Source organism: Marinobacter sp. es.048 (genome assembly GCF_900188435.1).
GTDB lineage: Bacteria > Pseudomonadota > Gammaproteobacteria > Pseudomonadales > Oleiphilaceae > Marinobacter.
Map to the genome: position 1 here is coordinate 2,137,102 of NZ_FYFA01000001.1, position 26,357 is coordinate 2,163,458.

20 protein-coding genes and 4 tRNA genes are annotated in these 26,357 nt (G+C 56.6%); 19 read left to right on the forward strand and 5 right to left on the reverse strand.

Going from position 1 to position 26,357, the window contains the following annotated elements; translation table 11 throughout:
• The first annotated feature begins 86 nt into the window (after positions 1–86).
• The 3 genes from CFT65_RS09890 to CFT65_RS09900 are packed head-to-tail and all read left to right on the forward strand — an operon-like array spanning position 87 to position 3,168.
• On the forward strand, positions 87–1,274 hold the full coding sequence (locus tag CFT65_RS09890; protein ID WP_088827857.1) for an amino acid ABC transporter permease: 1,188 nt from the start codon (positions 87–89) through the stop codon (positions 1,272–1,274).
• Positions 1,274–2,359 carry an amino acid ABC transporter permease gene (locus CFT65_RS09895; protein ID WP_088827858.1) on the forward strand — a complete coding sequence of 362 codons (1,086 nt, stop codon included), beginning with the start codon at positions 1,274–1,276 and terminating at the stop codon, positions 2,357–2,359. Before CFT65_RS09890 ends, CFT65_RS09895 begins: the two co-directional genes overlap by 1 nt.
• Positions 2,360–2,397: 38 nt before the next feature.
• Positions 2,398–3,168, forward strand: coding sequence for an amino acid ABC transporter ATP-binding protein (locus CFT65_RS09900; RefSeq protein WP_088827859.1), 771 nt, complete (start codon positions 2,398–2,400; stop codon positions 3,166–3,168).
• A 38-nt stretch (positions 3,169–3,206) separates the two neighbouring features.
• On the opposite strand, the gene CFT65_RS09905 is transcribed toward CFT65_RS09900, so the two are convergent.
• Both CFT65_RS09905 and CFT65_RS09910 read right to left on the reverse strand, forming a co-directional pair.
• Positions 3,207–3,932, reverse strand: a complete 726-nt coding sequence (locus CFT65_RS09905; RefSeq protein ID WP_088827860.1) for a UDP-2,3-diacylglucosamine diphosphatase — start codon at positions 3,930–3,932, stop codon at positions 3,207–3,209.
• Entirely contained in the window at positions 3,929–4,429 is a 501-nt protein-coding gene (locus tag CFT65_RS09910; RefSeq protein ID WP_088827861.1) for a peptidylprolyl isomerase, read from the reverse strand. The genes CFT65_RS09905 and CFT65_RS09910 overlap by 4 nt, the downstream gene beginning before the upstream one ends.
• A 138-nt stretch (positions 4,430–4,567) precedes the next feature.
• Between CFT65_RS09910 and CFT65_RS09915 the strand changes: the two genes are divergently transcribed.
• The 3 genes from CFT65_RS09915 (at position 4,568) to CFT65_RS09925 (ending at position 9,963) form a co-directional block, all read left to right on the forward strand.
• Positions 4,568–6,247, forward strand: coding sequence for a glutamine--tRNA ligase/YqeY domain fusion protein (locus CFT65_RS09915; protein ID WP_088827862.1), 1,680 nt, complete (start codon positions 4,568–4,570; stop codon positions 6,245–6,247).
• Complete coding sequence (gene cysS / locus CFT65_RS09920) at positions 6,244–7,632, forward strand: cysteine--tRNA ligase (RefSeq protein WP_088827863.1); 1,389 nt, start codon at positions 6,244–6,246, stop codon at positions 7,630–7,632. Before CFT65_RS09915 ends, cysS begins: the two co-directional genes overlap by 4 nt.
• A 150-nt stretch (positions 7,633–7,782) precedes the next feature.
• A complete protein-coding gene (locus CFT65_RS09925) occupies positions 7,783–9,963 on the forward strand; it encodes a malate synthase G (RefSeq protein ID WP_088827864.1) in 2,181 nt (726 codons plus the stop codon).
• 213 nt (positions 9,964–10,176) lie between these two features.
• Here the strand turns inward: CFT65_RS09925 and folD are convergent, their stop codons facing one another.
• Positions 10,177–11,034 (reverse strand): bifunctional methylenetetrahydrofolate dehydrogenase/methenyltetrahydrofolate cyclohydrolase FolD, encoded by an 858-nt coding sequence (folD, locus tag CFT65_RS09930; protein WP_088827865.1) that lies wholly within the window; start codon positions 11,032–11,034, stop codon positions 10,177–10,179.
• A gap of 234 nt (positions 11,035–11,268) precedes the next feature.
• Here folD and CFT65_RS09935 point away from each other — a divergent pair.
• From CFT65_RS09935 to CFT65_RS09980, 10 genes are all read left to right on the forward strand, one after another.
• A tRNA-Pro gene (locus CFT65_RS09935) sits at positions 11,269–11,345 on the forward strand.
• A gap of 33 nt (positions 11,346–11,378) precedes the next feature.
• Positions 11,379–11,455 (forward strand) — tRNA-Arg (locus CFT65_RS09940).
• A 75-nt stretch (positions 11,456–11,530) separates the two neighbouring features.
• Positions 11,531–11,606 (forward strand) — tRNA-His (locus CFT65_RS09945).
• Positions 11,607–11,682: 76 nt separating this feature from the next.
• Positions 11,683–11,767: transfer RNA gene (locus CFT65_RS09950), tRNA-Leu, on the forward strand.
• A gap of 224 nt (positions 11,768–11,991) precedes the next feature.
• Entirely contained in the window at positions 11,992–13,296 is a 1,305-nt protein-coding gene (gene tig, locus CFT65_RS09955) for a trigger factor (protein WP_088827866.1), read from the forward strand.
• A 172-nt stretch (positions 13,297–13,468) separates the two neighbouring features.
• A complete protein-coding gene (gene clpP / locus CFT65_RS09960) occupies positions 13,469–14,104 on the forward strand; it encodes an ATP-dependent Clp endopeptidase proteolytic subunit ClpP (protein ID WP_088827867.1) in 636 nt (211 codons plus the stop codon).
• A 76-nt stretch (positions 14,105–14,180) separates the two neighbouring features.
• On the forward strand, positions 14,181–15,464 hold the full coding sequence (clpX, locus tag CFT65_RS09965) for an ATP-dependent Clp protease ATP-binding subunit ClpX (RefSeq protein ID WP_008174598.1): 1,284 nt from the start codon (positions 14,181–14,183) through the stop codon (positions 15,462–15,464).
• A 161-nt stretch (positions 15,465–15,625) separates the two neighbouring features.
• Positions 15,626–18,043 (forward strand): endopeptidase La, encoded by a 2,418-nt coding sequence (lon, locus tag CFT65_RS09970; RefSeq protein WP_088827868.1) that lies wholly within the window; start codon positions 15,626–15,628, stop codon positions 18,041–18,043.
• 238 nt (positions 18,044–18,281) lie between these two features.
• Positions 18,282–18,554, forward strand: a complete 273-nt coding sequence (locus tag CFT65_RS09975; RefSeq protein ID WP_008174603.1) for an HU family DNA-binding protein — start codon at positions 18,282–18,284, stop codon at positions 18,552–18,554.
• Positions 18,555–18,710: 156 nt separating this feature from the next.
• Positions 18,711–20,555: a SurA N-terminal domain-containing protein gene (locus CFT65_RS09980; protein ID WP_088827869.1), complete on the forward strand. Its 1,845-nt coding sequence runs from the start codon at positions 18,711–18,713 to the stop codon at positions 20,553–20,555.
• A 112-nt stretch (positions 20,556–20,667) separates the two neighbouring features.
• On the opposite strand, the gene CFT65_RS09985 is transcribed toward CFT65_RS09980, so the two are convergent.
• On the reverse strand, positions 20,668–21,540 hold the full coding sequence (locus CFT65_RS09985; protein ID WP_088827870.1) for a MurR/RpiR family transcriptional regulator: 873 nt from the start codon (positions 21,538–21,540) through the stop codon (positions 20,668–20,670).
• Positions 21,541–21,751: 211 nt separating this feature from the next.
• Between CFT65_RS09985 and zwf the strand changes: the two genes are divergently transcribed.
• From zwf to CFT65_RS10000, 3 genes are read left to right on the forward strand one after another with little or no spacing between them, the layout of a single operon-like run.
• Entirely contained in the window at positions 21,752–23,227 is a 1,476-nt protein-coding gene (zwf, locus tag CFT65_RS09990) for a glucose-6-phosphate dehydrogenase (protein WP_088827871.1), read from the forward strand.
• Positions 23,220–23,933, forward strand: a complete 714-nt coding sequence (gene pgl, locus CFT65_RS09995) for a 6-phosphogluconolactonase (RefSeq protein WP_088828208.1) — start codon at positions 23,220–23,222, stop codon at positions 23,931–23,933. Before zwf ends, pgl begins: the two co-directional genes overlap by 8 nt.
• 17 nt (positions 23,934–23,950) lie before the next feature.
• Positions 23,951–24,616, forward strand: coding sequence for a bifunctional 4-hydroxy-2-oxoglutarate aldolase/2-dehydro-3-deoxy-phosphogluconate aldolase (locus tag CFT65_RS10000; RefSeq protein WP_172408451.1), 666 nt, complete (start codon positions 23,951–23,953; stop codon positions 24,614–24,616).
• Between the two features lie 274 nt (positions 24,617–24,890).
• On the opposite strand, the gene pyk is transcribed toward CFT65_RS10000, so the two are convergent.
• The gene (gene pyk, locus CFT65_RS10005) at positions 24,891–26,339 is read right to left on the reverse strand and encodes a pyruvate kinase (protein WP_088827872.1); all 1,449 of its coding nucleotides are present in this window, start codon (positions 26,337–26,339) and stop codon (positions 24,891–24,893) included.
• Positions 26,340–26,357 lie beyond the last annotated feature (18 nt).

Here is a 26,357-nt window from a genome sequence, read left to right on the forward strand (position 1 = left end):
GAAGGCACACGGCGAAGTCTCCATTAGGGAGACTTCGCCGTTATCTCTGATGCTGTGAACCACAGGGAAGCTGTTCAGGACACTCCATGAAAAAACAAACCATTGATACCCGACCTGCAGGGCCGAAGCCCTGGTATGACCCGCGGGTCCGCGCTCTCTTCTTTCAGGTGATAGCCATTGCCCTTGTGTTCTGGGGCGGATGGGTTCTCGTCGACAACACGCTTTCCAACATGGAAAGCCGTGGCATCAGCACCGGTTTCGGTTTCCTGGATGAAACCGCAGGATTCGGCATCATCATGAACCTGGTGCCTTACGATGCAACCATGTCTTATGGCCGAACCTTTTGGGTCGGTTTGACCAATACACTTCTTGTTTCCGCAATGGGTGTGGTTGCCGCCACCATTCTCGGTTTCATCATCGGTGTTGCTCGACTCTCGAGTAACTGGCTGGTGGCCAAGATGGCGCTGGTATACATCGAGGTGATTCGTAACATACCGCTGCTTCTGCAGATTTTCTTCTGGTACTTTGCCGTACTCAGCAATCTTCCGTCACCACGCCAGAGTGTTGATGTCGGCGGCGCACTGTTCCTGAACAACCGGGGCCTTTACCTGCCAGATCCAGTGACCCAGGAGGGTTTCGGGATTGTCTGGGGCGGTATTCTGCTTGCCATCGCTGCTGTCGTTGGGATTCGGATATGGGCCAAAAAACGCCAGTTGGCGACCGGACAGATTTTCCCGACCTTCAAGGTTGGCGTGGCCATTCTGGTGCTTGTACCGGTGGTGTCTTATCTCGTGGCCGGGCGGCCTCTGGAGTGGGATCTGCCTGCCCTCCGGGGCTTCAACTTTGGTGGGGGGATTACCATTATTCCGGAGTTGGCAGCCCTGTGGATTGCCCTGTCACTGTACACGGCCAGCTTCATCGCTGAAATTGTACGCTCCGGTATTCTTTCGGTGAGCAAGGGCCAGACCGAGGCGTCGAAGGCTCTGGGGCTGCCGAACGGCCTTACCCTCAGGTTGGTGGTTATACCGCAGGCCATGCGGGTCATCATTCCGCCTCTCACCAGCCAGTATTTGAATCTGGTGAAGAACTCGTCGCTTGCCACCGCAATCGGTTATCCGGACCTGGTGGCGGTCTTCATGGGCACCACGCTGAATCAGACGGGGCAGGCGGTAGAGGTTGTCGCCATTACCATGGCGGTTTATCTGACCATCAGTCTGCTGATCTCGCTGTTCATGAACATCTATAACCGGGCTGTGGCCATTAAGGAGCGATGATGACCGAGTCAACCATGAAAGCACCCAAGAAGGCGCTCCGGCCGGTCAAGTGGATGCGTGAGAACCTGTTCTCCGGCTGGTTCAACACGGTATTAACGCTGGGCGTGGCCTATCTGCTGGTGACCAGTGTCGGACCCTTGCTCAACTGGTTTTTCCTCGACGCCAACTTTGTTGGCAGCGACCCGAGTGCCTGTACAGGGGCGGGTGCTTGCTGGCTGTTTATCAGTCAGCGTCTGAATTTCTTTATCTACGGGTTCTACCCGGATGAACTGCAATGGCGGGTCGACGTGATGTTCCTGCTGTTGGCTGTAGCCTTTGTACCCCAGTTCATTGAGCGTTTCCCTGGCCGCAAGTGGCTCGGACTTTTCGGGATCTTTGGTCTGCCCATCGTTGGCTACTTCCTGATTCCCGGCGGCAGTTTTGGCCTGGAAGAAGTGCAGAGCTCGAAATGGGGCGGTTTGATGCTGACCCTGATCCTGGCTTACATCGGGATCGTAGCCTCGTTGCCAATCGGCATACTGCTGGCGCTGGGCCGGCGCTCCGAGATGCCGATCATCCGGGGAATCTGTGTGGTGTTTATCGAGGTATGGCGGGCGGTTCCGTTGATCACGGTTCTGTTCATGGCCTCGGTGATGCTGCCACTGTTTCTTCCGGAGGGTGTCAACTTCGAGAAACTTGCCCGGGCACTGATCGGTATAACCCTTTGGCAGTCCGCTTACATGGCGGAAGTGATTCGCGGTGGCCTGCAGGCCATTCCCCGAGGCCAATACGAAGCGGCTGACGCCCTGGGATTGGGGTACTGGCGCAAGACGGGGCTGGTCATCCTGCCGCAGGCTTTGAAGATGGTTATTCCGGGTATTGTTAACACCTTCATTTCCCTGTTCAAGGACACCACACTGGTGCTGATCATCGGCCTGTTCGACATTCTCGGGACGGTCCAGTCAACGGTTACCGATCCCGCCTGGCAGAACGTTGCCATTGAGGGCTATGTATTTGTGGCGTTCTGTTTCTGGGTCTTCTGCTTTGGCATTTCCAGATACAGTCAGAACCTTGAACGAAAACTTGATACCGGTCATAAGACCTGATGGGTAACTCTATGACAGACCAAACTCAAACTTCTGAAATGCAGACCCCGCCGAAAGACCATTCGGACAAAAAGCCCGGGATTATCCGGGTTGAGGGAATGCACAAGTGGTACGGGGATTTTCATGTCCTCAAGGATCTCAATCTGGCCGTTGATCAGGGTGAGAGAATTGTTATCTGTGGGCCGTCCGGCTCGGGAAAATCCACTTTCATCCGTTGCATCAATCGGCTGGAGGAGCATCAGCAGGGCAAGATCATCGTCGATGATGTGGAACTGACCGACGATGTCCGGCAGATCGACACGGTTCGGCGGGAAGTTGGCATGGTGTTTCAGCACTTCAACCTGTTCCCGCACCTGACGGTTCTCGAAAACTGCTGCCTGTCGCCCATCTGGGTGCGCAAAATCCCCCGAAAGGAAGCGGAAGCAACGGCGATGGAGTATCTGGAGCGGGTCAAGATTCCGGACCAGGCTAATAAGTTCCCGGGTCAGCTTTCGGGAGGTCAACAGCAGCGTGTAGCTATCGCCAGGGCGCTGTGCATGAAGCCCAAGATTATGCTGTTCGATGAGCCAACGTCAGCGCTGGATCCCGAGATGATCAAGGAAGTGCTCGACGTAATGATTGAATTGGCGGGAAGCGGTATGACCATGCTCTGCGTGACCCATGAGATGGGTTTCGCCAAGACGGTGGCAGACCGGGTTATCTTTATGGATGGAGGTGAAATTGTGGAGGAGGCGCCACCCCACGAGTTCTTCACAAACCCCCAGGAAGCCAGGACTCAGAAGTTCCTCAAGCAGATATTGGCGCACTGAAGCCAAGGCTAAAAAAGCCGGGCATTTGCCCGGCTCTTTTACAACGGCTGCTTGTTCAGTTCGGGTGCTTCGCCCGGTTCCGCCTCCAGCCACCAGACATTCTTGTCCCAGTCCCCGAGAACAATGCGCTTCGCCGGCGAGCCGTTGGCTGTCAACTCATGCACTGCTGGGCGATGGGTGTGGCCATGGATCAGTCGCTGAACGCCGTGCCTTTCCATGTCCTTAACAACTTCCTCCGGCGTTACGTCCATGATGAACTCTTCCTTGCCCTGATTTTTCGCCATGCTGATTTCCCGAAGCTGGCGGGCCATCTGCTGGCGGTCTTCAAGAGGACGCTGGAGTATCATCTGCTGCCACTGAGGGTTGCGCATATTGGCCCGGAACTTCTGGTACTCCACATCGGCGGTACACAGGCTGTCGCCATGCATCAGCAGGGTAGGGGTGCCGTGCAGATCTATCACCGTCGGGTCGTCCAGAAGCGTTGCGCCGGCCCGGTCGCAGAAATCCTGACCGATCAGGAAATCCCGGTTGCCGTGCATCAGGAATATCTCGGTGCCGCTGTCCCGCAGATTGCGCAAGGCAGCCGCAATCTGCTCCTGAAGTGGCGTGCGTTCGTCATCGCCGATCCAGGACTCGAAGAAATCACCGAGGATATAAAGCTGATCAACACCTCTGGCTTTCTCGTCAAGAAACGTGAGGAATGCCTCAGTGATATCCGGGCGTGATTCCTCGAGGTGCAGGTCTGAAATAAACAGCGTGGTCACGCGTCCTCCAGAACCTCGGCTTTCTCGATAACCACGTCATCGGCAGGCACATCCTGGTGCCCGGCCCGCATGGTGGTGCGAACGGCGCGAATGGCATTCACTGTGTCCATGCCTTCGACCACCTTGCCGAACACGCAGTAACCCCAGCCTTCGGCGTTTTTGGCGGTGTGGTCCAGGAAGCCGTTGTTCTCAACGTTGATAAAGAACTGTGCGGTGGCAGAATGCGGGTCCATGGTGCGAGCCATGGCAACGGTTCCCTGCATGTTGCTCAGGCCGTTATCGGCTTCATTCTGGATGGAATCCCGGGTTTTGCGCGGTGTCATTCCCGGCTCGAAGCCGCCGCCCTGAATCATGAAGTTGCTGATCACACGGTGAAAAATCAGGCCATCGTAAAAACCGTCACGAACGTACTGTTCAAAGTTTTTGGCGGTTTCCGGTGCCTTGTCGTAATCCAGTTCCAGCTTGAGTTCACCGTAGTTGGTTGTCAGCAGAATCATCAGGTTTTCCTGTTCAGAATGGTTAGGTACGTTAAAGGCCCCATTGTACTCAAGACTTTCCCGCTATGCATGAGTCCGGCAAGGATTTGTGAGTATAATACGCGGTTTAAGATTCACTCCCCTTTTAACAGAGATTGTATGAGCGCCGAGTCGAAGAAAGCCCACAACTTTATCCAGAGCCTGATCGAAGAAGCCATCGCCAACGGAGAGCATACCGGCAAGGTGGTCACCCGGTTCCCGCCGGAGCCCAACGGCTACCTGCATATTGGTCATGCCAAATCGATCTGCCTGAACTTTGGCATCGCCGAGACCTTTTCCGGCGACTGTAACCTTCGGTTTGACGACACCAACCCCGAAAAGGAAAACCAGGAATACATCGATGCCATCAAGCAGGATGTGGAATGGCTCGGCTACGAGTGGGCCGGGGACGTGCGTTACGCTTCTGATTACTTTGACGCCCTTTACGAATTTGCTGAAGAGCTGATCACCCGGGACAAGGCCTACGTGTGCGCCCTGACGGCTGATGAAATGGCTGAATACCGGGGCAGTCTTAAAGAGCCAGGCAGGAACAGTCCCTACCGGGACCGGCCGGTTGAAGAAAGTCTGCAACTGTTCCGGGATATGCGGGACGGCAAGTACCAGAACGGCGAGCTGGTGCTGCGGGCGAAGATTGATATGGCCTCGCCGAACATCAACATGCGGGATCCGATCCTTTATCGTATCCGTTACGCCGAACACCATCAGACCGGCAACAAGTGGTGCATCTACCCGATGTACGACTTCACTCATCCGATTTCCGACGCCATGGAGGGAATCACCCACTCCCTGTGCACGCTGGAATTTGAGGATCACCGGCCGCTGTATGATTGGGTGCTGGATAACATCTCCGGCCCCTGCCACCCGCGCCAGATCGAGTTTGCGCGGCTGAACCTGAACTACACCATTACCTCGAAGCGTAAGCTCAAGCGCCTGGTGGATGAGGGTGTTGTTGATGGCTGGAACGATCCGCGTATGCCAACCATCTCCGGCATGCGCCGGCGGGGCTACACGCCGGAATCCATCCGCACTTTCTGCGACATGATTGGCGTGAACAAGGCCGGTGGTACCGTGGATGTGGGTATGCTGGAGCACGCCATTCGGGAAGACCTCAACACTCGTGCGCCACGGGCCATGTGTGTGATGCGCCCGCTGAAAGTCACGCTGACCAATTACCCGGCCGACAAGAGCGAAACGCTAACCCTGCCGGTGCACCCGCAAAATCCGGATATGGGCGAGCGGGAAGTGCCCTGGACCCAGACTCTGTATATTGATCGGGACGATTTCGAAATGGAGCCGCCGCGCAAATGGAAGCGGCTGGCCCCAGAGCAGGCGGTACGTCTTCGTGGCGGCTATGTGATGACCTGCCGGGAAGTGATTCGTGACGACAGTGGCAAAATTGTCGAGCTCAAGTGTGAGTATGATCCCAACACCCTGGGTGTCAATCCCGAGGGCTATAAACCCAACGGCGTGATTCACTGGGTTTCTGCCAGTAACAGCGTGGAGGCAGACATCAATCAGTATGACCGCCTGTTCAATCACGAATCGCCGGACAGCGACAAGGACGGTGATTTGATGGATCACCTGAATCCGGAATCGCTGGTGATTCTGAGAGGTGCGCGGGTCGAGAAGAGTCTGGCGTCTCCCCGTGTGGATCTTCCGTATCAGTTTGAGCGGGAAGGCTACTTCTTCTGTGATTCCGCCCTTACCGAGGCCGCCGGCCGACCGGTATTCAACCGCACGGTAACGCTCAGGGATTCCTGGGGTAAGGGGGGCAAGTGATCCGCATCTACAACACGCTGACCCAGCAGAAGGAAGAGTTTCGGCCAATTGAGCCGGGCAAGGTCCGGATGTATGTCTGCGGGATGACAGTCTACGACTATTGCCATCTGGGCCATGCCCGGGTGCTGGTGGCCTTTGATGTGATTACCCGTTACCTGCGCCATCGCGGTTACGAAGTGAACTACGTTCGCAACATCACCGATATTGACGACAAGATCCTGCGCCGTGCGGATGAGAATGGTGAGCCCTATAACGAGCTCACTGACCGGATGATCAAGGCCATGCACGAGGACGAAGCCCGCCTGGGCGTGCTGTCCCCGGACGAAGAGCCCCGGGCTACGGCGTATATTGACGAAATCATCGCGATGATCCACAAGCTGATTGCCGGCGGACACGCCTACGCGGCGGATAACGGTGATGTTTATTTTGCCGTTGATTCCTTCGATGACTACGGCAAGCTCAGCAAGAAAAAGCTGGAGGATCTTCTGGCGGGTGCACGGGTGGATGTCCAGGAAGCCAAGCGCAGCCCGGCCGATTTCGCATTGTGGAAAGCGGCAAAGGTAGGGGAGGTCAGCTGGCCCTCGCCCTGGGGGGATGGTCGTCCCGGCTGGCACATTGAGTGCTCTGCCATGTCCACCTGCTGCCTCGGCGATACCTTCGATATTCACGGTGGTGGTCCGGATCTGCTGTTCCCTCATCATGAAAACGAGATTGCCCAGTCGGAATGTGCCACTGGCCATACCTTCGTGAACACCTGGATGCACGCCGGCGCCATTCGGGTGAACAAGGAAAAGATGTCCAAGTCACTGGGCAACTTCTTCACTATCCGCGAAATCATGGAGAAGTACCCGGCGGAGGTGGTCCGTTACTTCCTGGTTTCCAGTCACTACCGAAGCCAGGTGGACTACTCCGAGGAAAACCTGGCCGAGGCTGGCCGCACGCTCACCCGGCTCTACCATGCGTTGAGAGGGGTCGTGCCCGCCAAGGCCGCCGACGTGCCGGAATCCGGGCATGACGAGCGGTTTGTCGAGGCGATGGATGATGACTTCAACACCGCGGGTGCCATTGCTGTCCTGCATGCTGTTGCCAACGAGATCAATCAGCATCGTCGCGATGGTCGTGAAGACGATGCCAAGCACAGTGCGGCGATTCTGGTGCGACTTGGTGGTGTTCTGGGTCTGCTGCAGCAAGATCCCGAGGCGTTCTTCCAGGCAGACACGGGTGGTGAGCTCAGCGCCGAAGACATTGAGGCGCTGATCCAGGCCCGGGCTGATGCACGAAAGGCGAAGGACTTTGCCGAGGCGGATCGGATCCGCGACGACCTGCTGGATAAAGGAATTATTCTGGATGATTCCCGGGAGGGGACAACCTGGCGCAAAGCCTAAATTTCCGGGAATTAGCGGTTGGTCAGACCAGTTTTGCGCCTGCAGGCATGATCTTGTAAGGATTTTCCCTTACAATGCGGCGCTCAAATTAGAATGCCCCCTCAAGAAGAAGGGGGAGTCGGGAAACGTAACCCACTGAGGCAGACAACGATGACAGAACGCGTACAAGTCGGCGGCATTCAGGTCGCAAAAAATCTGTATGATTTCGTGAACAACGAAGCGATCCCGGGCACCGGCGTCGATGCCGATAAATTCTGGGCAGAATTTGACAAGATCGTGAACGAGCTGGCGCCACGCAACCGTGAGTTGCTGGCCAAGCGTGATGCTATCCAGGAAAAAATGGACAGCTGGAACCGCGATCACAAGGGCCAGAAGCTGGACATGGCCGAGTACAAGTCTTTCCTGAAAGACATCGGTTACCTCGTTGACGAGCCTTCCGAGTTCAAGATCTCCACCTCCAATGTCGATCCGGAAGTGGCAACCATGGCGGGCCCGCAGTTGGTGGTTCCGATCATGAATGCCCGCTTTGCTCTCAACGCTGCCAACGCGCGCTGGGGTAGCCTGTATGATGCCCTTTACGGCACCGACGCGATTTCCGAGGACGACGGCGCGGAAAAAGGTCGTGGCTACAACCCGGTGCGCGGTGCCAAAGTTATCGAATGGGCTCGCAACCTCCTGGACAGCTCGGCACCGTTGGCCTCTGGCAGCCACAAGGATGCAGCCAAGTACCTGGTTGGCGGTGGCAAGCTGGTCGTCAAGCTGCAGAACGGTGAGTCCACCGGCCTGAAAGACGAAGCCGGCTTTGTTGGCTACACCGGTGCCGCTGATGCGCCCACCGGCGTGCTGTTGGTCAAGAACGGCATGCACTTCGAGATCCAGATTGACGCCAGCCACCCGATCGGCAAAGACGACGGTGCCAACGTTAAAGACGTGCTGATGGAGTCTGCACTGACCACCATCATGGACTGCGAAGACTCGGTAGCTGCCGTAGACGCTGACGACAAGGCACTGGCTTACCGCAACTGGCTGGGCCTGATGAAGGGCGATCTGCAGGAAACCTTCGAAAAAGGTGGCGAGCAACTGACCCGCAAGATGAACGCTGACCGAACGTATACGGCAGCAGACGGCAGCGAGCTCAGCCTGAAAGGCCGCAGCCTGATGTTTATCCGTAACGTCGGCCACCTGATGACGAACCCGGCCATCCTGCTGAACGACGGCAACGAAGTTCCGGAAGGTCTGATGGACGGTCTGATCACGTCGTTGATCGCCATTCACGACATGAAGGGTGCGGGCAGCTTCCAGAACAGCACCAAAGGCTCCATGTACATCGTGAAGCCGAAGATGCACGGACCGGAAGAGGTGGCGTTCACCAACGAATTCTTCGGTCGTGTGGAAGATGCGCTTGGTCTGCCACGCTTTACCTTGAAAGTCGGCATCATGGATGAGGAGCGTCGTACCACCGTTAACCTCAAGGCCTGTATCCACGCCGCGAAAGAGCGGGCTGTGTTTATTAACACCGGTTTCCTGGATCGCACCGGCGACGAGATCCACACCTCCATGGAGCTGGGTCCGTTTATCCGCAAAGGCGCGATGAAGCAGGCGACCTGGATCAATGCCTACGAGCAGTGGAACGTGGACATCGGTCTGGAAACCGGTTTCCGTGGCGTTGCCCAGATCGGCAAGGGTATGTGGGCCATGCCTGACCTGATGGCCGGCATGCTGGAAGCGAAAATCGGCCATCCGAAGGCTGGCGCCAACACTGCATGGGTTCCTTCTCCTACAGCTGCCACGCTGCATGCCACTCACTACCATCAGGTGAGCGTGGCTGACGTACAGAAGCAGCTGGAAAGCCGCACCCGTGCTGCGCTGGAAGACATCCTGACAGTGCCGGTGATGGATGATCCGGCTTCGTTGGGCGCCGAAGAGATCCAGCAGGAGCTGGACAACAACGCCCAGGGTATCCTCGGTTATGTTGTGCGCTGGATCGACCAGGGTGTTGGCTGCTCCAAGGTGCCGGACATTAACGATGTTGGCCTTATGGAGGACCGTGCAACCCTGCGTATCGCGTCACAGCTGCTGGCCAACTGGCTGCACCACGGTATCTGCTCCGAAGAGCAGATCATGGAAACCATGAAGCGCATGGCTGCGGTGGTCGACAAGCAGAACGCCGGTGATTCGGCGTATCGCCCCATGGCCGGGAACTTCGATGACAGTGTCGCCTTCCAGGCAGCGCTGAATCTGGTCCTCAAGGGTCGTGAGCAGCCGAACGGCTACACCGAGCCGCTTCTGCACGCGTACCGTCTGAAGGCGAAAGCCAAGTACGGGCAGTAAGCCCGGCCCATAAAAAACCCCGCTTCGGCGGGGTTTTTTTATGGTTTGTCGGATTACGGCTTCGCCTAATTCGACCTACCTGAAAACCTACACTCGTTTGTAGGTTGGATTAGGCAAAGCCGTAATCCAACACGGGTCGGGTCCAGTCTCTGTGCAGTACTTCGGATTAGTAGGTTGGATTAGCAGAAGTCGTAATCCAGCACCGGGGCGAACTCAGTCCTTGTGTAGTACGTCAGCGGCGTACAGGGTATTCTGCAGCAGGGTCGCGATGGTCATCGGCCCCACGCCGCCAGGAACTGGCGTGATGTAGGCCGCGCGTTCAGAAGCGGCTGCGAAATCCACATCGCCATGCAGCTTCCCGTCGTCCATACGGTTGATGCCCACATCAATCACGGTTGCCCCTGGTTTTACCCAGTCGCCCTTGATCAGGCCCGGTTTGCCGACAGCAGCAACCAGGATGTCCGCTTCCCGGACAAACTTCTCCAGATCCGGCGTGAAGCGATGACACACGGTCGTGGTGGCCCCCTTCAATAGCAGTTCCATACTCATGGGGCGGCCGACAATGTTGGAAGCGCCTACAATCACGGCGTGCTGGCCTTTGTAGGGAGTCGCTATGCTGTCCAGCAGGGTGATAATGCCAGCGGGTGTGCAGGGGCGCAGGGTGGGTTTGCGCTGCATCAGGCGGCCGATGTTATAGGGGTGGAAGCCGTCGACGTCCTTGTCCGGGCGGATTTTGACCAGAATCGGATCTGCGTCCAGATGAGCGGGCAGTGGAAGCTGTACCAGGATTCCGTCCACGGTCGGGTTTTCATTCAGTTCGTCAATCAGCGCTTCCAGGGCTTCCTGGGAGGTGTCCTCCGGCAGATCGTAAGAGAGAGAGAGGATTCCTGCCTGGTCGCAGGCCTTGCGTTTGTTGCCTACATACAGGTGGGACGCGGGATCGTTGCCGACCAGTACTACAGCTAGTCCGGGAGCGCGCAATCCTTGTTGTGTTCGTGCTTCTACCCCGGCGGCGACCTGCTGTCTTACTTCGGCGGCAATTTCTTTTCCGTTGATCAGTTTGGCGGTCATGTCTCGTCTTGTCGGTTGGGCGTCGGTAAATTGAAGGTTGTGCATTGTCTCATGCTTCCATCGGAACTCCAATTGGACGGTTGATTGGGCGGGATGCGCCGGAGCTTTCGTGAGGGCGCTTTGTTACTGAAAAGGCTCTTGTTTCAGGGAATTTGGAAATACGTGTTGACGGGACCCTCCGCCGCCGGTAATATGCGCGCCAACTTTGCTGAGGCACTTGTTGTTCAGTTCAGACGGGGTATAGCGCAGTCTGGTAGCGCGCCTGCTTTGGGAGCAGGATGTCGGGAGTTCGAATCTCTCTACCCCGACCAAATTTCTGAATGTTCAGGTGGGCGAACGGTTATGCGCCCGTAGCTCAGCTGGATAGAGCACCCGCCTTCTAAGCGGGTGGTCGCAGGTTCGAGTCCTGCCGGGCGCGCCATCAAGTCGTTGGCTTGGTCCGCGCCGGAGCGACCGTAACCAGCAAAGTTGAAAAGTAAAGGCATGTCCCGATGTGGTGGACGTAGCTCAGTTGGTAGAGCTCAGGATTGTGACTCCTGCGGTCGAGGGTTCGATCCCCTTCGTCCACCCCACTTTTCTTTCTGTTTTTCCGCGTTTGATGAATCGCTTGATGGCAGCCCTGTCATCGCTCATTCTTCATTCTGTTGTGCGCGAGTGGCGGAACTGGTAGACGCGCTGGATTTAGGTTCCAGTGGGGCAACCCGTGAGAGTTCGAGTCTCTCCTCGCGCACCACCCCCTTTCTTTTTTCTGTTTCGTCCCCATCTCTTGTTCCAAAGAATTTTCACGCCGTGTTTCCGCGGGATATCAAACTGCGTAGCAGGGTGATTCTCTCGGCGGTGCAAAGCATGATAAACTACCGGCTTTTAATTTTCGGTCCTTTTGCGGGAATTTCCCCGGAACTGGATTTTTAGTTTTAATTTCATTCACATACCGAACCTGTAATTTGAGGATCTTCCATGCAAGTGTCTGTTGAAACGACCTCCAACATCGAGCGTCGCATGACGATTGGTGTGCCCGCCCAGGAAATCGACCAGGCGGTTCAGAAACGCCTGCAGGAAACCGCGCGTACCGTGCGCCTGAACGGTTTCCGTCCGGGTAAGGTGCCCATGAGCGTCGTCAAGCGTCGTTTCGGTGACAGCGTCCGCCAGGAAATCGTTGGCGAGGTTATGCGCGACAACTACATCAAGGCACTGCAGGAACAGGATATCAACCCGGCAGGTTGGCCGAAGTTCGAGCCGAAGACCATGGAAGAGGGCAAGGACCTGGAATTCGTTGCCATTTTCGAAGTGTTGCCGGAAATCGAACTGGGCGATCTGAGCAAGATTTCAGTCGAGAAGCTGACCTCCGAGATCACCGACAAAGATGTCGATAACATGATCGACAACCTGCGTCGTCAGCAGGCCACCATGAAAGAGGTCAAGCGCAAGTCCAAGAACAAGGACGTGCTGACTATTGACTTCAAGGGCTTCATCGACGGTGAAGAGTTTGAGGGTGGAGCCGCTGAAGGTCACCGTCTGACCCTGGGTTCCGATCAGATGATTCCTGGCTTCGAGAAGGCCATTGTTGGTGGTAAGGCCGGCGAAGATATGGAGATCGAGGTTACTTTCCCGGAGGATTACCACAACGAGGATCTGGCGGGTAAGCCGGCGAAGTTTGAAATCAAGATTCACAAGGTCGAAGAGCCGCAGTTGCCGGAACTCGACACCGAATTCTTCAAGAAGTTCGGTATCGATGCCGAAGATGAAGCGACCTTCCGTGAAGAAGTTAAAAAGAACATGGAGCGCGAGCTCAAGCAGGCGGTCGCCAACAAGGTCAAGAACGACGTTGTTGACGGACTGTTGGAAACCACTGAGCTGGATATTCCGGCTGCTCTGGTTGACCAGGAAATCGATCGTCTCCGTCAGGACGCCGTTCAGCGGTTCGGCGGCCAGGTTGATTTCCAGCAGCTGCCGAAGGAAATTTTTCAGGAGCAGGCTGAGCGCCGCGTGAAGACCGGCCTGCTGTTCCAGGAAGTGGTCAAGAAGAACGACCTGAAAGCCGCCCCGGCGAAGGTAGACGAAAAGATCCAGGAGATCGCGTCTACGTATGAACAGCCTGAGGAAGTTGTTGCACACTTCAACAGCAATCCCGAGCAGAAGTCCCAGATTGAGTCTTCAGTTCTGGAAGATGCAGTTGTTGACCATGTGCTGGAGCAGGCCGAGGTCAAAGAGAAAAAGGTCAAGTACGAAGAGGCCGTTCAGGCCGGTCAGCCCCAGCGCTGATTTTGCCCGGGATCGGAGTAGAAGCCGGTCCCGAAGGCCGACCCCGAGAACAGCCGGCATGCCCGGCTGTTTTCATCTGCGGCCGCTGCTGGCAAAGTATGGAGTGCAACACTATTGAAACTGCCGTGGCGCGAGTCCACGACCCATTGTCCATAAGGAGTTCAGGCGCATCATGACGCAGAAACCAATCGATGGTCCCGCAATGGTTACCAATTCCGGACTGGTACCGATTGTTATCGAGCAGACAGCTCGCGGCGAGCGGTCGTTCGACATTTATTCCCGTCTGCTCAAAGAGCGGGTTATCTTCATGGTCGGTCCGGTCGAGGATCACATGGCGAACCTGATCGTTGCCCAGCTCCTGTTCCTTGAGTCTGAAAACCCGGACAAGGATATCCACCTCTACATCAACAGCCCGGGCGGCTCGGTAACTGCAGGCATGTCCATCTACGACACCATGCAGTTTATAAAGCCGGACGTTGCGACCTTGTGTGTAGGCCAGGCGGCCAGCATGGGTGCGTTCCTGCTCGCCGGTGGTGCTGCCGGAAAGCGGGCCTGTCTGCCCAACTCCCGCGTAATGATTCACCAGCCGCTGGGTGGCTATCAGGGGCAGGCGACGGATATCGAGATTCATACCCGTGAAATCCTGAAGATCCGGCATACGCTCAATTCCATCCTCGCCTACCACACCGGTCAGGATCTGGAGACGATCGCCAAGGATACCGACCGTGACAACTTCATGGATCCGGGCCAGGCGAAAGAGTATGGGCTGATTGATTCAATACTTGATAAGCGCGTACCGAATAAATAATACTGGAAGTAATCGCATCATACTTGGCCGGCGTATCAGGCAGTGACGCCGGCAAAACGAGATCAGAGGTATTTCAATGGCAGATGAAAGAAACGGCAGGGGCGACGATAACGGCAAGTTGCTCTACTGCTCGTTTTGTGGAAAGAGCCAGCATGAAGTCCGAAAGCTCATTGCAGGGCCCTCGGTGTTCATCTGCGACGAGTGCGTCGACCTGTGCAACGACATTATCCGGGAGGAAATCCAGGAAAATGCACAGGAAGAGCCGAGCGATCGCCTTCCTACACCGGCCGAGATCCGCAATACCCTCGATGAATACGTGATTGGTCAGGATCGTGCAAAGGTCGTGCTGTCTGTTGCGGTCTACAACCACTACAAGCGCCTTCGTTATGGCGAAGGCAAGGGTGATGTTGAGCTTGGCAAGAGTAACATTCTGCTGATCGGCCCGACCGGTAGCGGTAAGACTCTGCTGGCAGAGACCCTGGCGCGGATGCTGAATGTACCCTTTACCATTGCTGACGCGACCACGCTGACCGAAGCCGGTTACGTGGGTGAGGACGTAGAGAACATCATCCAGAAGCTGCTCCAGAAATGCGATTACGATGTCGACAAGGCCCAGCGTGGCATTGTTTACATTGACGAGATTGACAAGATTTCCCGTAAGTCAGACAACCCGTCAATCACCCGGGACGTCTCCGGTGAGGGTGTTCAGCAGGCACTGTTGAAGCTGATCGAAGGCACCGTTGCGTCGGTCCCGCCACAGGGTGGCCGCAAGCATCCGCAGCAGGAGTTTCTGCAGGTTGATACCGGCAATATGCTTTTTATCTGCGGTGGTGCCTTTGCCGGCCTGGACAAGGTCATCCGCGAGCGTACCGAAAAGAACAGCATCGGCTTCTCCGCTTCGGTAGCCAGTCAGGACGACGCCAAGAACACCGGCGATGTCATCAAGGACGTGGAGACCGAAGACCTGGTGAAATATGGTCTGATACCGGAGTTTGTTGGTCGTTTGCCAGTGGTGGCGACGCTCAATGAGCTGGATGAGGAAGCGCTGGTTCAGATCCTGACCGAGCCCAAGAATTCCCTGACCAAGCAGTACCAGAAACTGTTTGACATGGAAGGGGTTGAGCTTGATTTCCGGGAAGACGCGTTGCGGGCTGTTGCCCGGAAGGCCATGGAGCGGAAGACTGGTGCCCGTGGTTTGCGTTCCATTATGGAAGCGACGCTGCTGGACACCATGTACCAGATTCCCTCTGAGCATGACGTGACCAAGGTTGTGATCGACGAGAGCGTAATCAGTGGGGATTCCGAGCCCTTCAAGATTTACGCGAGCAGTGATCACGCCAAGGCTGTGCCTGAGGATTAAGGGCTGCTCAGTGGTTCAAATGAAAAGGGGCGGTGACGCCCCTTTTCGCGTTTTGTATCCCGATATTCCTGCCCTGTTTCGTTTGGTAAAAATATTGCAATTTTTGCGGGCGCCCCAATGAAGGGTGATATGCTGAAGTAAATACCGTCAGAGGATTCCCAATGACCCGTATACCCGAAAATGCCGTGCAAGAATACCCGCTGCTCCCGCTGCGTGACGTAGTGGTGTTTCCGCACATGGTGGTCCCGCTCTTCGTGGGCCGAGAAAAATCCATTCAGGCTCTGGAAGCCGCAATGGAAGGAAGCAAGGAAATCCTCCTGGTAGCCCAGAAAGATGCTTCCACCGATGAACCGGGCCCCAAGGATGTGTTCGAGATGGGCACCCTGGCCACAGTCCTTCAGATGCTTCGCCTGCCAGATGGTACCGTCAAGGTGCTCGTGGAGGGTAATGCCCGTGCCACTATCAGCGATATTACCGAGGGCGAATATCTGTCCGGTGGCGCTGTCCTTATGGATGAAGAGGGGCTGCCAGAGCGCGAACAGGAAGTTCTGGTCAAGACCTTGATGGATGAGTTCGAGAAATACGTAAAGCTGTCCAAGAAGGTGCCTTCGGAAGTCTCCAATGCCCTGACCGGCATTGAGGAGCTGGAGCGTCTGGCCGACACCATGGCCGCTCATCTCGAAATGCGCATTCCTGAAAAGCAGGAGCTTCTTGAGGCGCTCGATATCCGCAAGCGGGTGGACCTGCTGCTGGGTAAGCTTGATGGCGAAATCGACCTGATCGAGGTCGAGAAGCGGATTCGTGGCCGCGTGAAGAAGCAGATGGAGCGTAGCCAGCGCGAGTACTATCTGAATGAACAGATGAAGGCTATCCAGAAGGAAATGGGTAACCTGGGTGAGGGCAACAACGACTTCGAGGAACTCGAGCAGAAGCTTGAAGAAGCCGGACTGCCGGAAGAAGCCCGCAAGAAGACCGAAACGGAATTGAACAAGCTCAAGATGATGTCGCCGATGTCTGCGGAAGCGACCGTGGTACGTGGTTACATCGACTGGATGCTGGCCATTCCCTGGAAGAAGCGCAGCCGTGTCCGTCACGACATCGAAAAAGCACGCGAAATCCTCGACAGGGACCATTACGGCCTGGATGAGGTGAAAAAGCGTATTCTGGAGTACCTTGCGGTTCAGAGCCGTGTGAAGAAGGTCAAAGGCCCGGTTCTTTGCCTGGTTGGGCCTCCCGGTGTTGGTAAAACCTCTCTCGGGCAGTCCATCGCCCGTGCTACCAACCGGAAATACACCCGCATGGCCCTCGGCGGCGTTCGGGATGAAGCCGAGATCCGTGGTCACCGGAAAACCTACATCGGTGCGCTTCCGGGCAAGCTTCTCCAGAAGCTGTCCAAGGTGGGCGTGAAAAACCCGTTGTTCCTGTTCGATGAAATCGACAAGATGGGTATGGATCACCGTGGTGATCCGGCATCAGCCCTGCTTGAGGTTCTGGATCCGGAGCAGAATCACACGTTCAACGATCACTACCTGGAGGTGGATTACGACCTCTCCGACGTAATGTTCGTGTGCACCTCCAACTCCATGGACATCCCGCCGGCGTTGCTGGATCGGATGGAGATCATCCGTATTCCGGGTTACACCGAGGACGAGAAGGTCAACATTGCCCTGCGGTATCTGTTGCCCAAGCAGATCAAGGCAAACGGTCTGCGCAAGGATGAATTGAAGCTGCCGGAGGATACCCTCCGGGACCTGATCCGCTACTATACCCGTGAAGCGGGTGTGCGTGGCCTGGAGCGCGAGATCGCGAAGATCTGCCGCAAGGTGGTCCGCGACCATGTTGAGAGTGGTGAGAAGGCGTCTGTGACCATTGGCCAAGACATGCTGGAGGACTACTCCGGAGTCAAAAAGTTCAAGTACGGCCTGGCCGAGGAAAAGAACGAGATCGGTCAGGTGACCGGTCTGGCGTGGACCCAGGTGGGCGGCGAACTGCTGCACATTGAATGCGCGCTCACACCGGGCAAGGGCCGGGTGGTCAAGACCGGTTCCTTGGGTGATGTGATGCAGGAGTCTATCCAGACGGCCTTGACGGTGGTGCGCAGTCGCGCACCCGGTCTGGGTATTGCGGATGATTTCCACGAGAAACACGATCTGCACGTCCACGTACCGGAGGGCGCAACCCCGAAAGACGGCCCGAGTGCAGGTATCGGCATGTGCACGGCGCTGGTGTCTTCACTGACCAAGATTCCGGTTCGCGCCGACGTCGCGATGACCGGTGAGATAACCCTTCGGGGGCGTGTACTGGCCATCGGTGGCTTGAAGGAAAAGCTGCTTGCGGCGCATCGCGGTGGCATCAAGACAGTGGTTATCCCGGACGAGAATGTCAGGGATCTCAAAGAGATACCGGAAAACATCAAGGAATCTCTGGAGATCCGCCCGGTGAAGTGGATTGACGAAGTCCTGGATATTGCGCTGGCTTATCCGCCCGAGCCCAGGGCTGAGGATTCCTCTCCGAAAACCGGGTCGGGCAAGCCGCGTGATGAAGAAGGTGACGCGTCAGAGCGCATAAATACACATTAAAGCCTTGATGAGTTGTTGACATGCCTGAGAGCCCATTGGTATAACTGTTTCGCCGTGAAGCAGCCAATACCAAGGGCTCCCGCGCAGTAAGTGCCTATTCCGAATGCCGGTATAAAGCCGAAAGGAATAAGAAAACTGAAGAATGGAATTCTCTGACCGCTTATGCGATAGTCGAGAACGTCCGAGAAAAAACAAACCAACCTATAACATCTTCAACCTGAAATCGAAGGGGTTTAGTGTGAACAAGTCCGAACTTATCGATGCAATTGCAGAGTCCGCAGATATCTCCAAAGCCGCCGCTGGCCGTGCTCTGGACGCAATGACCAACTCCATCACCGGTGCCCTGAAAAAAGGCGATCAGGTAACTCTGATCGGTTTTGGTACCTTCTCCGTTAAAGAGCGTGCTGCTCGTACCGGTCGTAACCCGCAGACTGGTGCCGAGATCAAGATTCCGGCCTCCAAAGTGCCTGGGTTCAAAGCAGGCAAGGCCCTGAAAGACGCCGTTAAGTAACGGTTCTTTCTCCGGTGGCTTCTGTCGCAGGAAGCCACCCAAGAAGAATTCAAGGCGCATTCCACACTGGGTGCGCCTTTTTACGTTAGGTCCGCCCGTCGCCGCGCGCTGAAACGAATAACACCGCACCACCTTGAACAGGGATCCGGGAGAAACATGCTTCAAGATATTCGGAACAATGCCCAGGGCACGATCGCCAAGGTCATCATTGGTCTTCTCATTGTGTCGCTATCCATCTGGGGAATGGACGCCATTGTTGGCGGCTTCTCCGGCGAGCCTGAGGTGGCAACGGTCAATGGAGAGGATATTACAGAGCGGGAGTTTCTCCGCGTGGTCCAGATGGAGAGCCAGCGCCGGCTGTCCAGGATGGAAACCCCCGACCCTTCCATGCTCGACGAAGATCAGATTCGCACAGACGTACTGGATTCCCTGATCCAGGAGCAGGTCCTGATCCAGGATGCAAATGCTCAGGGGCTGGAACTCAATGATGCCGATATCGATGCGTTGATTACCCAGATGCCGCAGTTCCAGGTGGATGGCCAGTTCAATCGCGACCGCTTCGTGGCCACAGTCCGGAATATGGGCATGGGCGTAGGCGAGTTTCGCGAAGCCATGCGCAAACAGTATGTGGTGAACCAGATCCGTGCAGGCATTGTCCAGAGTGGCCTGGTGGCGGATGAAAACGCCGAGCAACTTCTCCAGATCCAGAACCAGACTCGCAGCTTCCGGGTGCTGAATATTGCTGCCAGTGAAGTGGCCGACAATGTTGCAGTCACTGATGCGGACATTGAGAATTTCTACCAGGAGAACTCGGGGGCATTCCAGCAGCCAGAGCGCGTCGATGCGGCCTATATCACCTTGTCGTTAGGTGCCCTCGCCGAGAGTACTGAAATTGACGATGCGGAGCTTCAGGCCTTTTACGAACAGCGGTCGGCTGATCTGGCGAGCGAGGAGCGTCGCGCTTCCCATATCCTGATCGAAGAGGGCAGTGAGGCGGACGAGACCATGGCCACTATCCAGGAGCGACTGGCGGCCGGTGAGTCCTTTGCCGATCTGGCTCGGGAGTATTCCATTGATACCGTCTCTGCCGAGGAAGGCGGCGATCTGGGTTATGCCGGTCGCGGTATCTACGCCGAGGCTTTCGAGGAGGCTCTGTTCGCCCTTGAGGAAGGAGAGGTTTCCGAACCGGTTCGTACGCCCTTTGGTGTCCATCTGATCCGCCTGGAAGGTGTGAGGGAATCAGAAGTGCCGTCTCTGGCTGAAATGGAGGAGCAACTGCGTCGTGAACTGGCTCGTGAACAGGCCAGGGAGCGTTTTGCGGAGGTTCGTGCCGAGCTTGCCGACTCTGCGTATGCCGCTGATGATCTGGCCGGCCCTGCTGAAGAACTTGGGCTTGAGGTCCGCGAGGCCAATGGCGTTACCCGTGACGGGGGTCAGGCCCCGTTCGACCATGCCGGTCTGGTACGGCAGTTGTTTTCCGAAGATGTCCTGGAGGCAGGCTACAATACCGAGTTGATTGATGTCGGTGACAACGTGTCTGTCGTTGCCCGGGTTCGTGAGTATCATGAAGCCGAGCAGCTGCCGCTGGACCAGGTTCGCGATCAGATCCGGGCTACGCTGGAGCAGCGCAAGATACGTGAAGCTCTTTCTGAAAGGGCCGATACGATTATCGCTGACCTTGAGTCAGGCGAGAGCCCAGAGAGTCTTGGTGAGTGGTCCAGCTATGATGGGCTGGCAAGGAACGCCTCCGAGGCAGGCCCCGTCATTATGCAGCAGGTGTTCTCTTTGCCGCGTCCGGCGGATGGCGCCCGGTTCGGCAAGGCTGTTATGGCCGATTCTGCTGCGGTGATCGCGCTGGACGCGGTCACTGACGGCCAGGTGGCAGAAGATGGCACGGAGCTGAACCAACTTCGCGAATTCCTGGCATCGCTGGAAGGGCAACGGGAATACGGCGCTTACCAGCAGTTCCTGCGAAATCGCGCGGAGGTCGAGAGGCCCTGATATCCGCCTCATGAAAAAGGCGCCGAATGGCGCCCTGCGAACGATGGAAAGCCCGGTGCGAATGCCCGGGCTTTCTTGTATCTGTACACATTTCCTATTGTGACACGAAGGATCAGCTCGGCGGAAAGCGGGTGGGCTTGAGGCTTTCCTTGATTTTCTTGAGGTGCCCGAGGAAGTCCGCGCCGCGTTTGAGGGTTACGCCTGTTGCCAGGATGTCGATAACGCTCAGGTGAATGATGCGTGAGGACATTGGCATATAGACCTCGGTGTCCTCCGGAGCGGTGACACCGAGCACCACCGTGCAGCTTTCTGCCAGGGGAGAGTCGGGATTGGTGATGCCAATCACAGTGGCGCCGTTGGCCCGCGCCAGTTGCGCGATATCTACGGTTTCCCGGGTACGGCCTGTGTAGGAAATGAGCACGATAACATCACCCACGTTGGCGCCGGCCGCAACCATACGCTGCATTAAAGCGTCGTCGTAAGACATGACCGGAATATTGAAGCGGAAGAACTTGTGCTGGGCGTCCATAGCAACAGCAGCAGAGCCGCCCATACCAAAGAAGTTGATCTGCTTGGCCTGAATCAGGTAATCGATCGCGGTGGCCAGGGCTTTCGGGTCGAGCGCCTGCCGGGCCTTGTCCAGGCTGGCAATGGTGCTGAGCATGATCTTGTCGGCGAATTCGGCGACGGTGTCATCCGGCTCCACGTTCTGGCCGATATAGGGGGTGCCGGTGGCAATGCTCTGGGCGAGGCGGATCTTGAAATCCGGGAAGCCTGTGGCGGAGAAGCCACGGCAGAAGCGGTTAACGGTTGGCTCGCTGACGTCAGCGGCTCTGGCCAGGGCCGCTATGCTGTAACGTGTGGCCGCACTCGGATCGCGGAGAATGGCTTCGGCCACTTTTCGCTCGGATTTGTTAAGGGTTTCCAGCCTGGACTGGATGTCCTCAAGCAGATTGTCGTCACGGTGCGCCTGGTTCGCGGCCATCAATGGTACTCCCTGAATCATGGGCGGTCGTTGTTGTAAAAGCGCGGTGATTATACCGCTTTTTTCCTATTTTTGGGGTAGTAAAAGTATCACGAAATGCAGTTATTTCTTGGAAGATAGATTTTTCAATGTCATTATTTGTTTAAGATTACTACATTAAGTCTTGTCGTCGGGGTTTTGCGACGGATTACCCACCAGAGAGAAGGAACCAATGGTCAACAAGATCAATACCCGTTGTGATCTGATGCTATTCGGAGCCTTGGGTGACCTTGCCCAGCGTAAACTGTTTCCGGCTCTATACCAGCTCGAACGCGCCAACCTGCTGGCCGACGGCAGCCGGGTGCTGGCCATTGCCCGTAAGGAGGTCGATACCGAGGCCGTGCGCCAGCAGTTGTTTGACAAGCTGAAGCAGCATGTAAAGCCGGAAGAGTTCGATCCCGAACTGGCCGGCTCCTTTCTGAAGCGGATTGAGTACCTGATCCTCGATTTCAACGAACCCGACGCGTTCGGTGTGCTCAATGATTGGCGTGATGAGGCCAATAATGAGCTTATTGTTTATATGGCAACCCCGCCGTCCATGTATGGCGTCATAGCCCGAAACCTGCGCTCCGCGAGTTGCTGTACCGAGAAGACACGGGTGGTGGTCGAGAAGCCAATCGGTCATGACCTGGAGTCGTCGAAGGTTATCAACGATGAGCTGGGTGAGGTCTACAACGAGAACCAGCTGTTCCGTATTGACCATTACTTGGGCAAGGAAACCGTTCAAAACCTGATCGCTCTGCGTTTTGCCAACAACCTCTTTGCCTCCCAGTGGGATCAGAACCACATCTCACACGTGGAAATTACCGTTGCTGAAAGTGTTGGCATTGAGGGCCGGTGGGGTTATTTCGACAAGGCCGGCCAGATTCGAGACATGATCCAGAACCACCTGCTGCAACTGCTGTGCCTGATTGCCATGGACCCGCCTTCGGACCTGTCTGCCGACAGCATTCGCGATGAAAAGGTAAAAGTGCTCAAGGCGCTGAAGCAGGTAACGCCGGACATGATGGACAGCTATGTTGTGCGTGGTCAGTACACCGCCGGCACCAGCAACGGCAAACCGGTACCCGGTTACCTGGAAGAAGAGGGGGCAAACAAGGGCAGTGCCACCGAAACTTTCGTTGCCCTGAAAGCAGAGATTGATAACTGGCGCTGGTCGGGGGTGCCGTTTTACATTCGCACCGGCAAACGCCTCCCCGAAAAGCTGTCCCAGATCATCATCCACTTCAAGCCTGCGCCGCATTACATTTTTGATCCGGACCAGAAGCATCTGGCCAACAACAAGCTGATTATCCGTTTGCAGCCGGACGAAGGCATGGCTCTGAAGATCCTCACCAAGGACCAGGGCCTGGATAAGGGCATGCGCCTTCGTCAGGGCCCTCTGGAGCTCACGTTCTCTGAGACCTTTGTCACCGATCGGATTCCCGATGCCTACGAGCGTTTGTTGTGGGAGGTAATGAAAGGTAACCAGTACCTGTTCGTGCGCCGTGACGAAGTGGAGTATGCCTGGCGCTGGGTAGATCAGGTTATTCGGAACTGGAAGGATGGCGGCGAGCCGCCAAAGCGTTACGCGGCGGGAACCTGGGGCCCCGTTGCTTCCATCGCCATGATTACCCGGGATGGGAGGAGCTGGTATGAAGATGTCTGATCTGCGTCTGCCCGAGGGTGTCAGTGACCGCTCAGGTGAAACGGCTGATGGCGTGGCCCTGGATCTTGCCGATACCGTCGCCGGATTTCTGGCTGCCCGCCTGAGAGAAGCGCCCAGGGCGAGCCTGGTGGTATCCGGCGGTTCCACGCCGCTGCCATTTTTCAGAGCGCTGTCAGGCAAGGATCTGGATTGGGGCAGGGTAGATGTTCTGCTGGCGGATGAGCGTTGGGTGGAAGAAAACGATGACGCCAGCAATACCCGCCTGGTTCGGGAGAACCTGCTGCAGAACAGGGCCGCCTCGGCCCGATTCCTGTCGCTCAAACAGCCTGGTGCGACACCCTCAGAGGGGCTTGAGCGAGTGAAGGCCGAGCTGGCGGACCTGGCCCTGCCCATCGACGTGCTTATTCTTGGTATGGGCAACGACGGCCATACCGCCTCACTGTTTCCCGACGCACCCGAATTGGAAAGTGCGATGAATCCTGAATGCCAGGAAATCGTTGCGCCCGCCACGCCCGCGTCGCAGCCGCAGAAACGCATCACCTTGACCTGGCCACCCCTGAGGGATGCCCGATTCACCGCGTTGCATCTAAAGGGCGAGGACAAACTGCAGACGCTGGGTCGTGCTATGTCTGAACCGGACAAGGTGCTCGAGATGCCCATCAGAGCTTTCCTGAAACCAGGCCTCCAGGTGTTCTGGAGTCCCTGAAACGCCCGACATTTGTTATGGAGAAAACCGTGAGCCAACTTTCCGATTACCATCGCGAGCGCGTCAGGGCAGTGCTGCAATCCTCACCCCTGGTGCCGGTCATCGCCATTCAGGACCTCGACGACGCCGTGCCCCTTTGTCAGGCTCTCGTTGATGGCGGCATCAACGTCCTCGAAATAACCCTGCGCACTGAACACGGCCTAAAAGCCATCGAAGAAGTCCGCAAAGCCATCCCGGATGCGTGGGTCGGGGCGGGCACCGTTACCAGCATTGCCCAATACCGCCAGGTAGAGGCCGCTGGCGCACAGTTCGTAATCACCCCGGGCGTAACCGAAGCCATCCTGGAATTCGGCCTAACCTCCGAAGCCCCGCTGTTGCCGGGCATTGCCACCATCTCGGAAATGATGATTGGCTATAACCTCGGCTACCGCGAGTTCAAATTCTTCCCCGCCGAAGTCGCCGGCGGGATCCCGGCCCTCAAAGCCTTCAGCGGGCCATTCCCGGACGTCACCTTTTGCCCCACAGGCAGCATCCGCCGCAACACCGCGGCAGACTACCTGGCACTGGGCAACGTGCAGGCCGTTGGTGGCACCTGGTTGACCCCTGCAGATGTGGTGGCGGCCAAGGACTGGGCGCAGATTACGGAGATTGCGCGGGGGAGTCTGGCTGATTTGGCGTTGTAATAATGCTTGGACTTTGTCGGATTACGCCCGCGGCTAATTCGACCTACATGACGCTCTCAATGCTAGAAAAGCTGTCACACAGCGATAACTGAAAACTTTGAGAGAGGGAGTGGGGTGTCCCTTTCGAAAAATGTCGCTGGCCAGGGACGGCCAGCGCCAAGCGCACATGGATGTGCTCGTAGCGTTTTTTGGAAAGGGATGCCTCACTGCCGCCCGGCACAGACCCTCAGGCTACCAGGTCGTGCACCAGAGACAGCGAGATCAAAAGAACAAATCAGCGAATATCCGACCCAACCCGAACAATCTTCATGGTATTGGTCCCACCCTGGGCATTCACATAATCACCCTTGGTAATCACCACCAGATCACCATCCTTGACCTCGCCACGATTAACCAGCTCCGAAACTGCCAACGCATTGGTCCGCTCGTTCGGAATCTTGGCTGAATCGAAAGGCACCGTCTGAACACCACGGAACATAACGACCCGATGCTGGGTGGAGTGATGGCGCGAAAACGCAAAGATTGGCAGGCTCGATTTGATGCGGGACATCAACCTCGGCGTGGCACCCGTCTCGGTCATGCAGATAATGGCCGAGACACCCTCAAGGTGGTTCGCTGCGTACATGGCGGAAAGAGCGATAGCTTCATCAACTTCCTCCATGCTCTCGTGAATCCGGTGTTTGGACTGATGCATCGACGGATGCTTCTCTGCGCCCAGGCAGATGCGCACCATGGCTTCGACTGCTTCCTTCGGGTAATCACCCACAGCCGTCTCGGCGGAGAGCATGACCGCATCGGTGTAGTCCATCACCGCGTTGGCAACGTCTGAGACTTCGGCTCGCGTTGGCATCGGGCTGGTGATCATCGACTCCATCATCTGCGTTGCCGTGATCACCGCACGGTTAAGAACGCGGGCGCGGGAGATGATGTGCTTCTGTACGCCTACCAGCTGGGCGTCACCAATTTCAACAGCTAGGTCGCCACGGGCAACCATGACGGCATCGGATGCTTCAATTACCGCATCCAGTGCTTCCACATCATCGGCCAGTTCTGCGCGTTCAATTTTTGCGACTAGACCCGCGTCAGAGCCTGCTTCTTTAAGCAGACGCCTGGCAATGTGCATATCCTCGGCGGTGCGGACAAAAGAGACCGCTACGTAATCCGCGCCCAGTTTGGCGGCAGTCACGATGTCCTGCTTGTCCTTTTCCGTAAGTGCCTCAGCGGACAGGCCCCCGCCGCGCTTGTTAAGGCCCTTGTTGTTCGAAAGCGGGCCGCCGATCAGAACGGTGGAGGTGATGCTGTGGTCGCTGACCGACTGCACTTCCATCTCGATCCGGCCATCGTCCAGAACCAGAATGTCGCCCGGTTCCACGTCCTGTATCAGTTGCTCGTAGTCAATGCCAACCCGTTCTTCGGTGCCCGCTTCCTTGTCCATGGCAGCATCAAGAATGAACGTCTGACCGGCTTTAAGGGTGACCTTGTTTTCCGAAAAGCGGGCGATGCGGAGCTTGGGCCCCTGGAGATCGGCCAGCAGTGCGACGAACCGGGCCTGGGCCGCTGCCGCTTCGCGAACACGGCGGGCCCGGCCAATATGTTCTTCAGCGCTGCCGTGGGAAAAGTTCAGTCGTGTAACGTCCACGCCAGCGCTGATGATGGCAGCAAGGGATTCCGGCGAATCAGTGGCGGGGCCGAGGGTAGCGACAATCTTGGTACGCCTGAGCATGTTTGGTGTCCTTTGGTT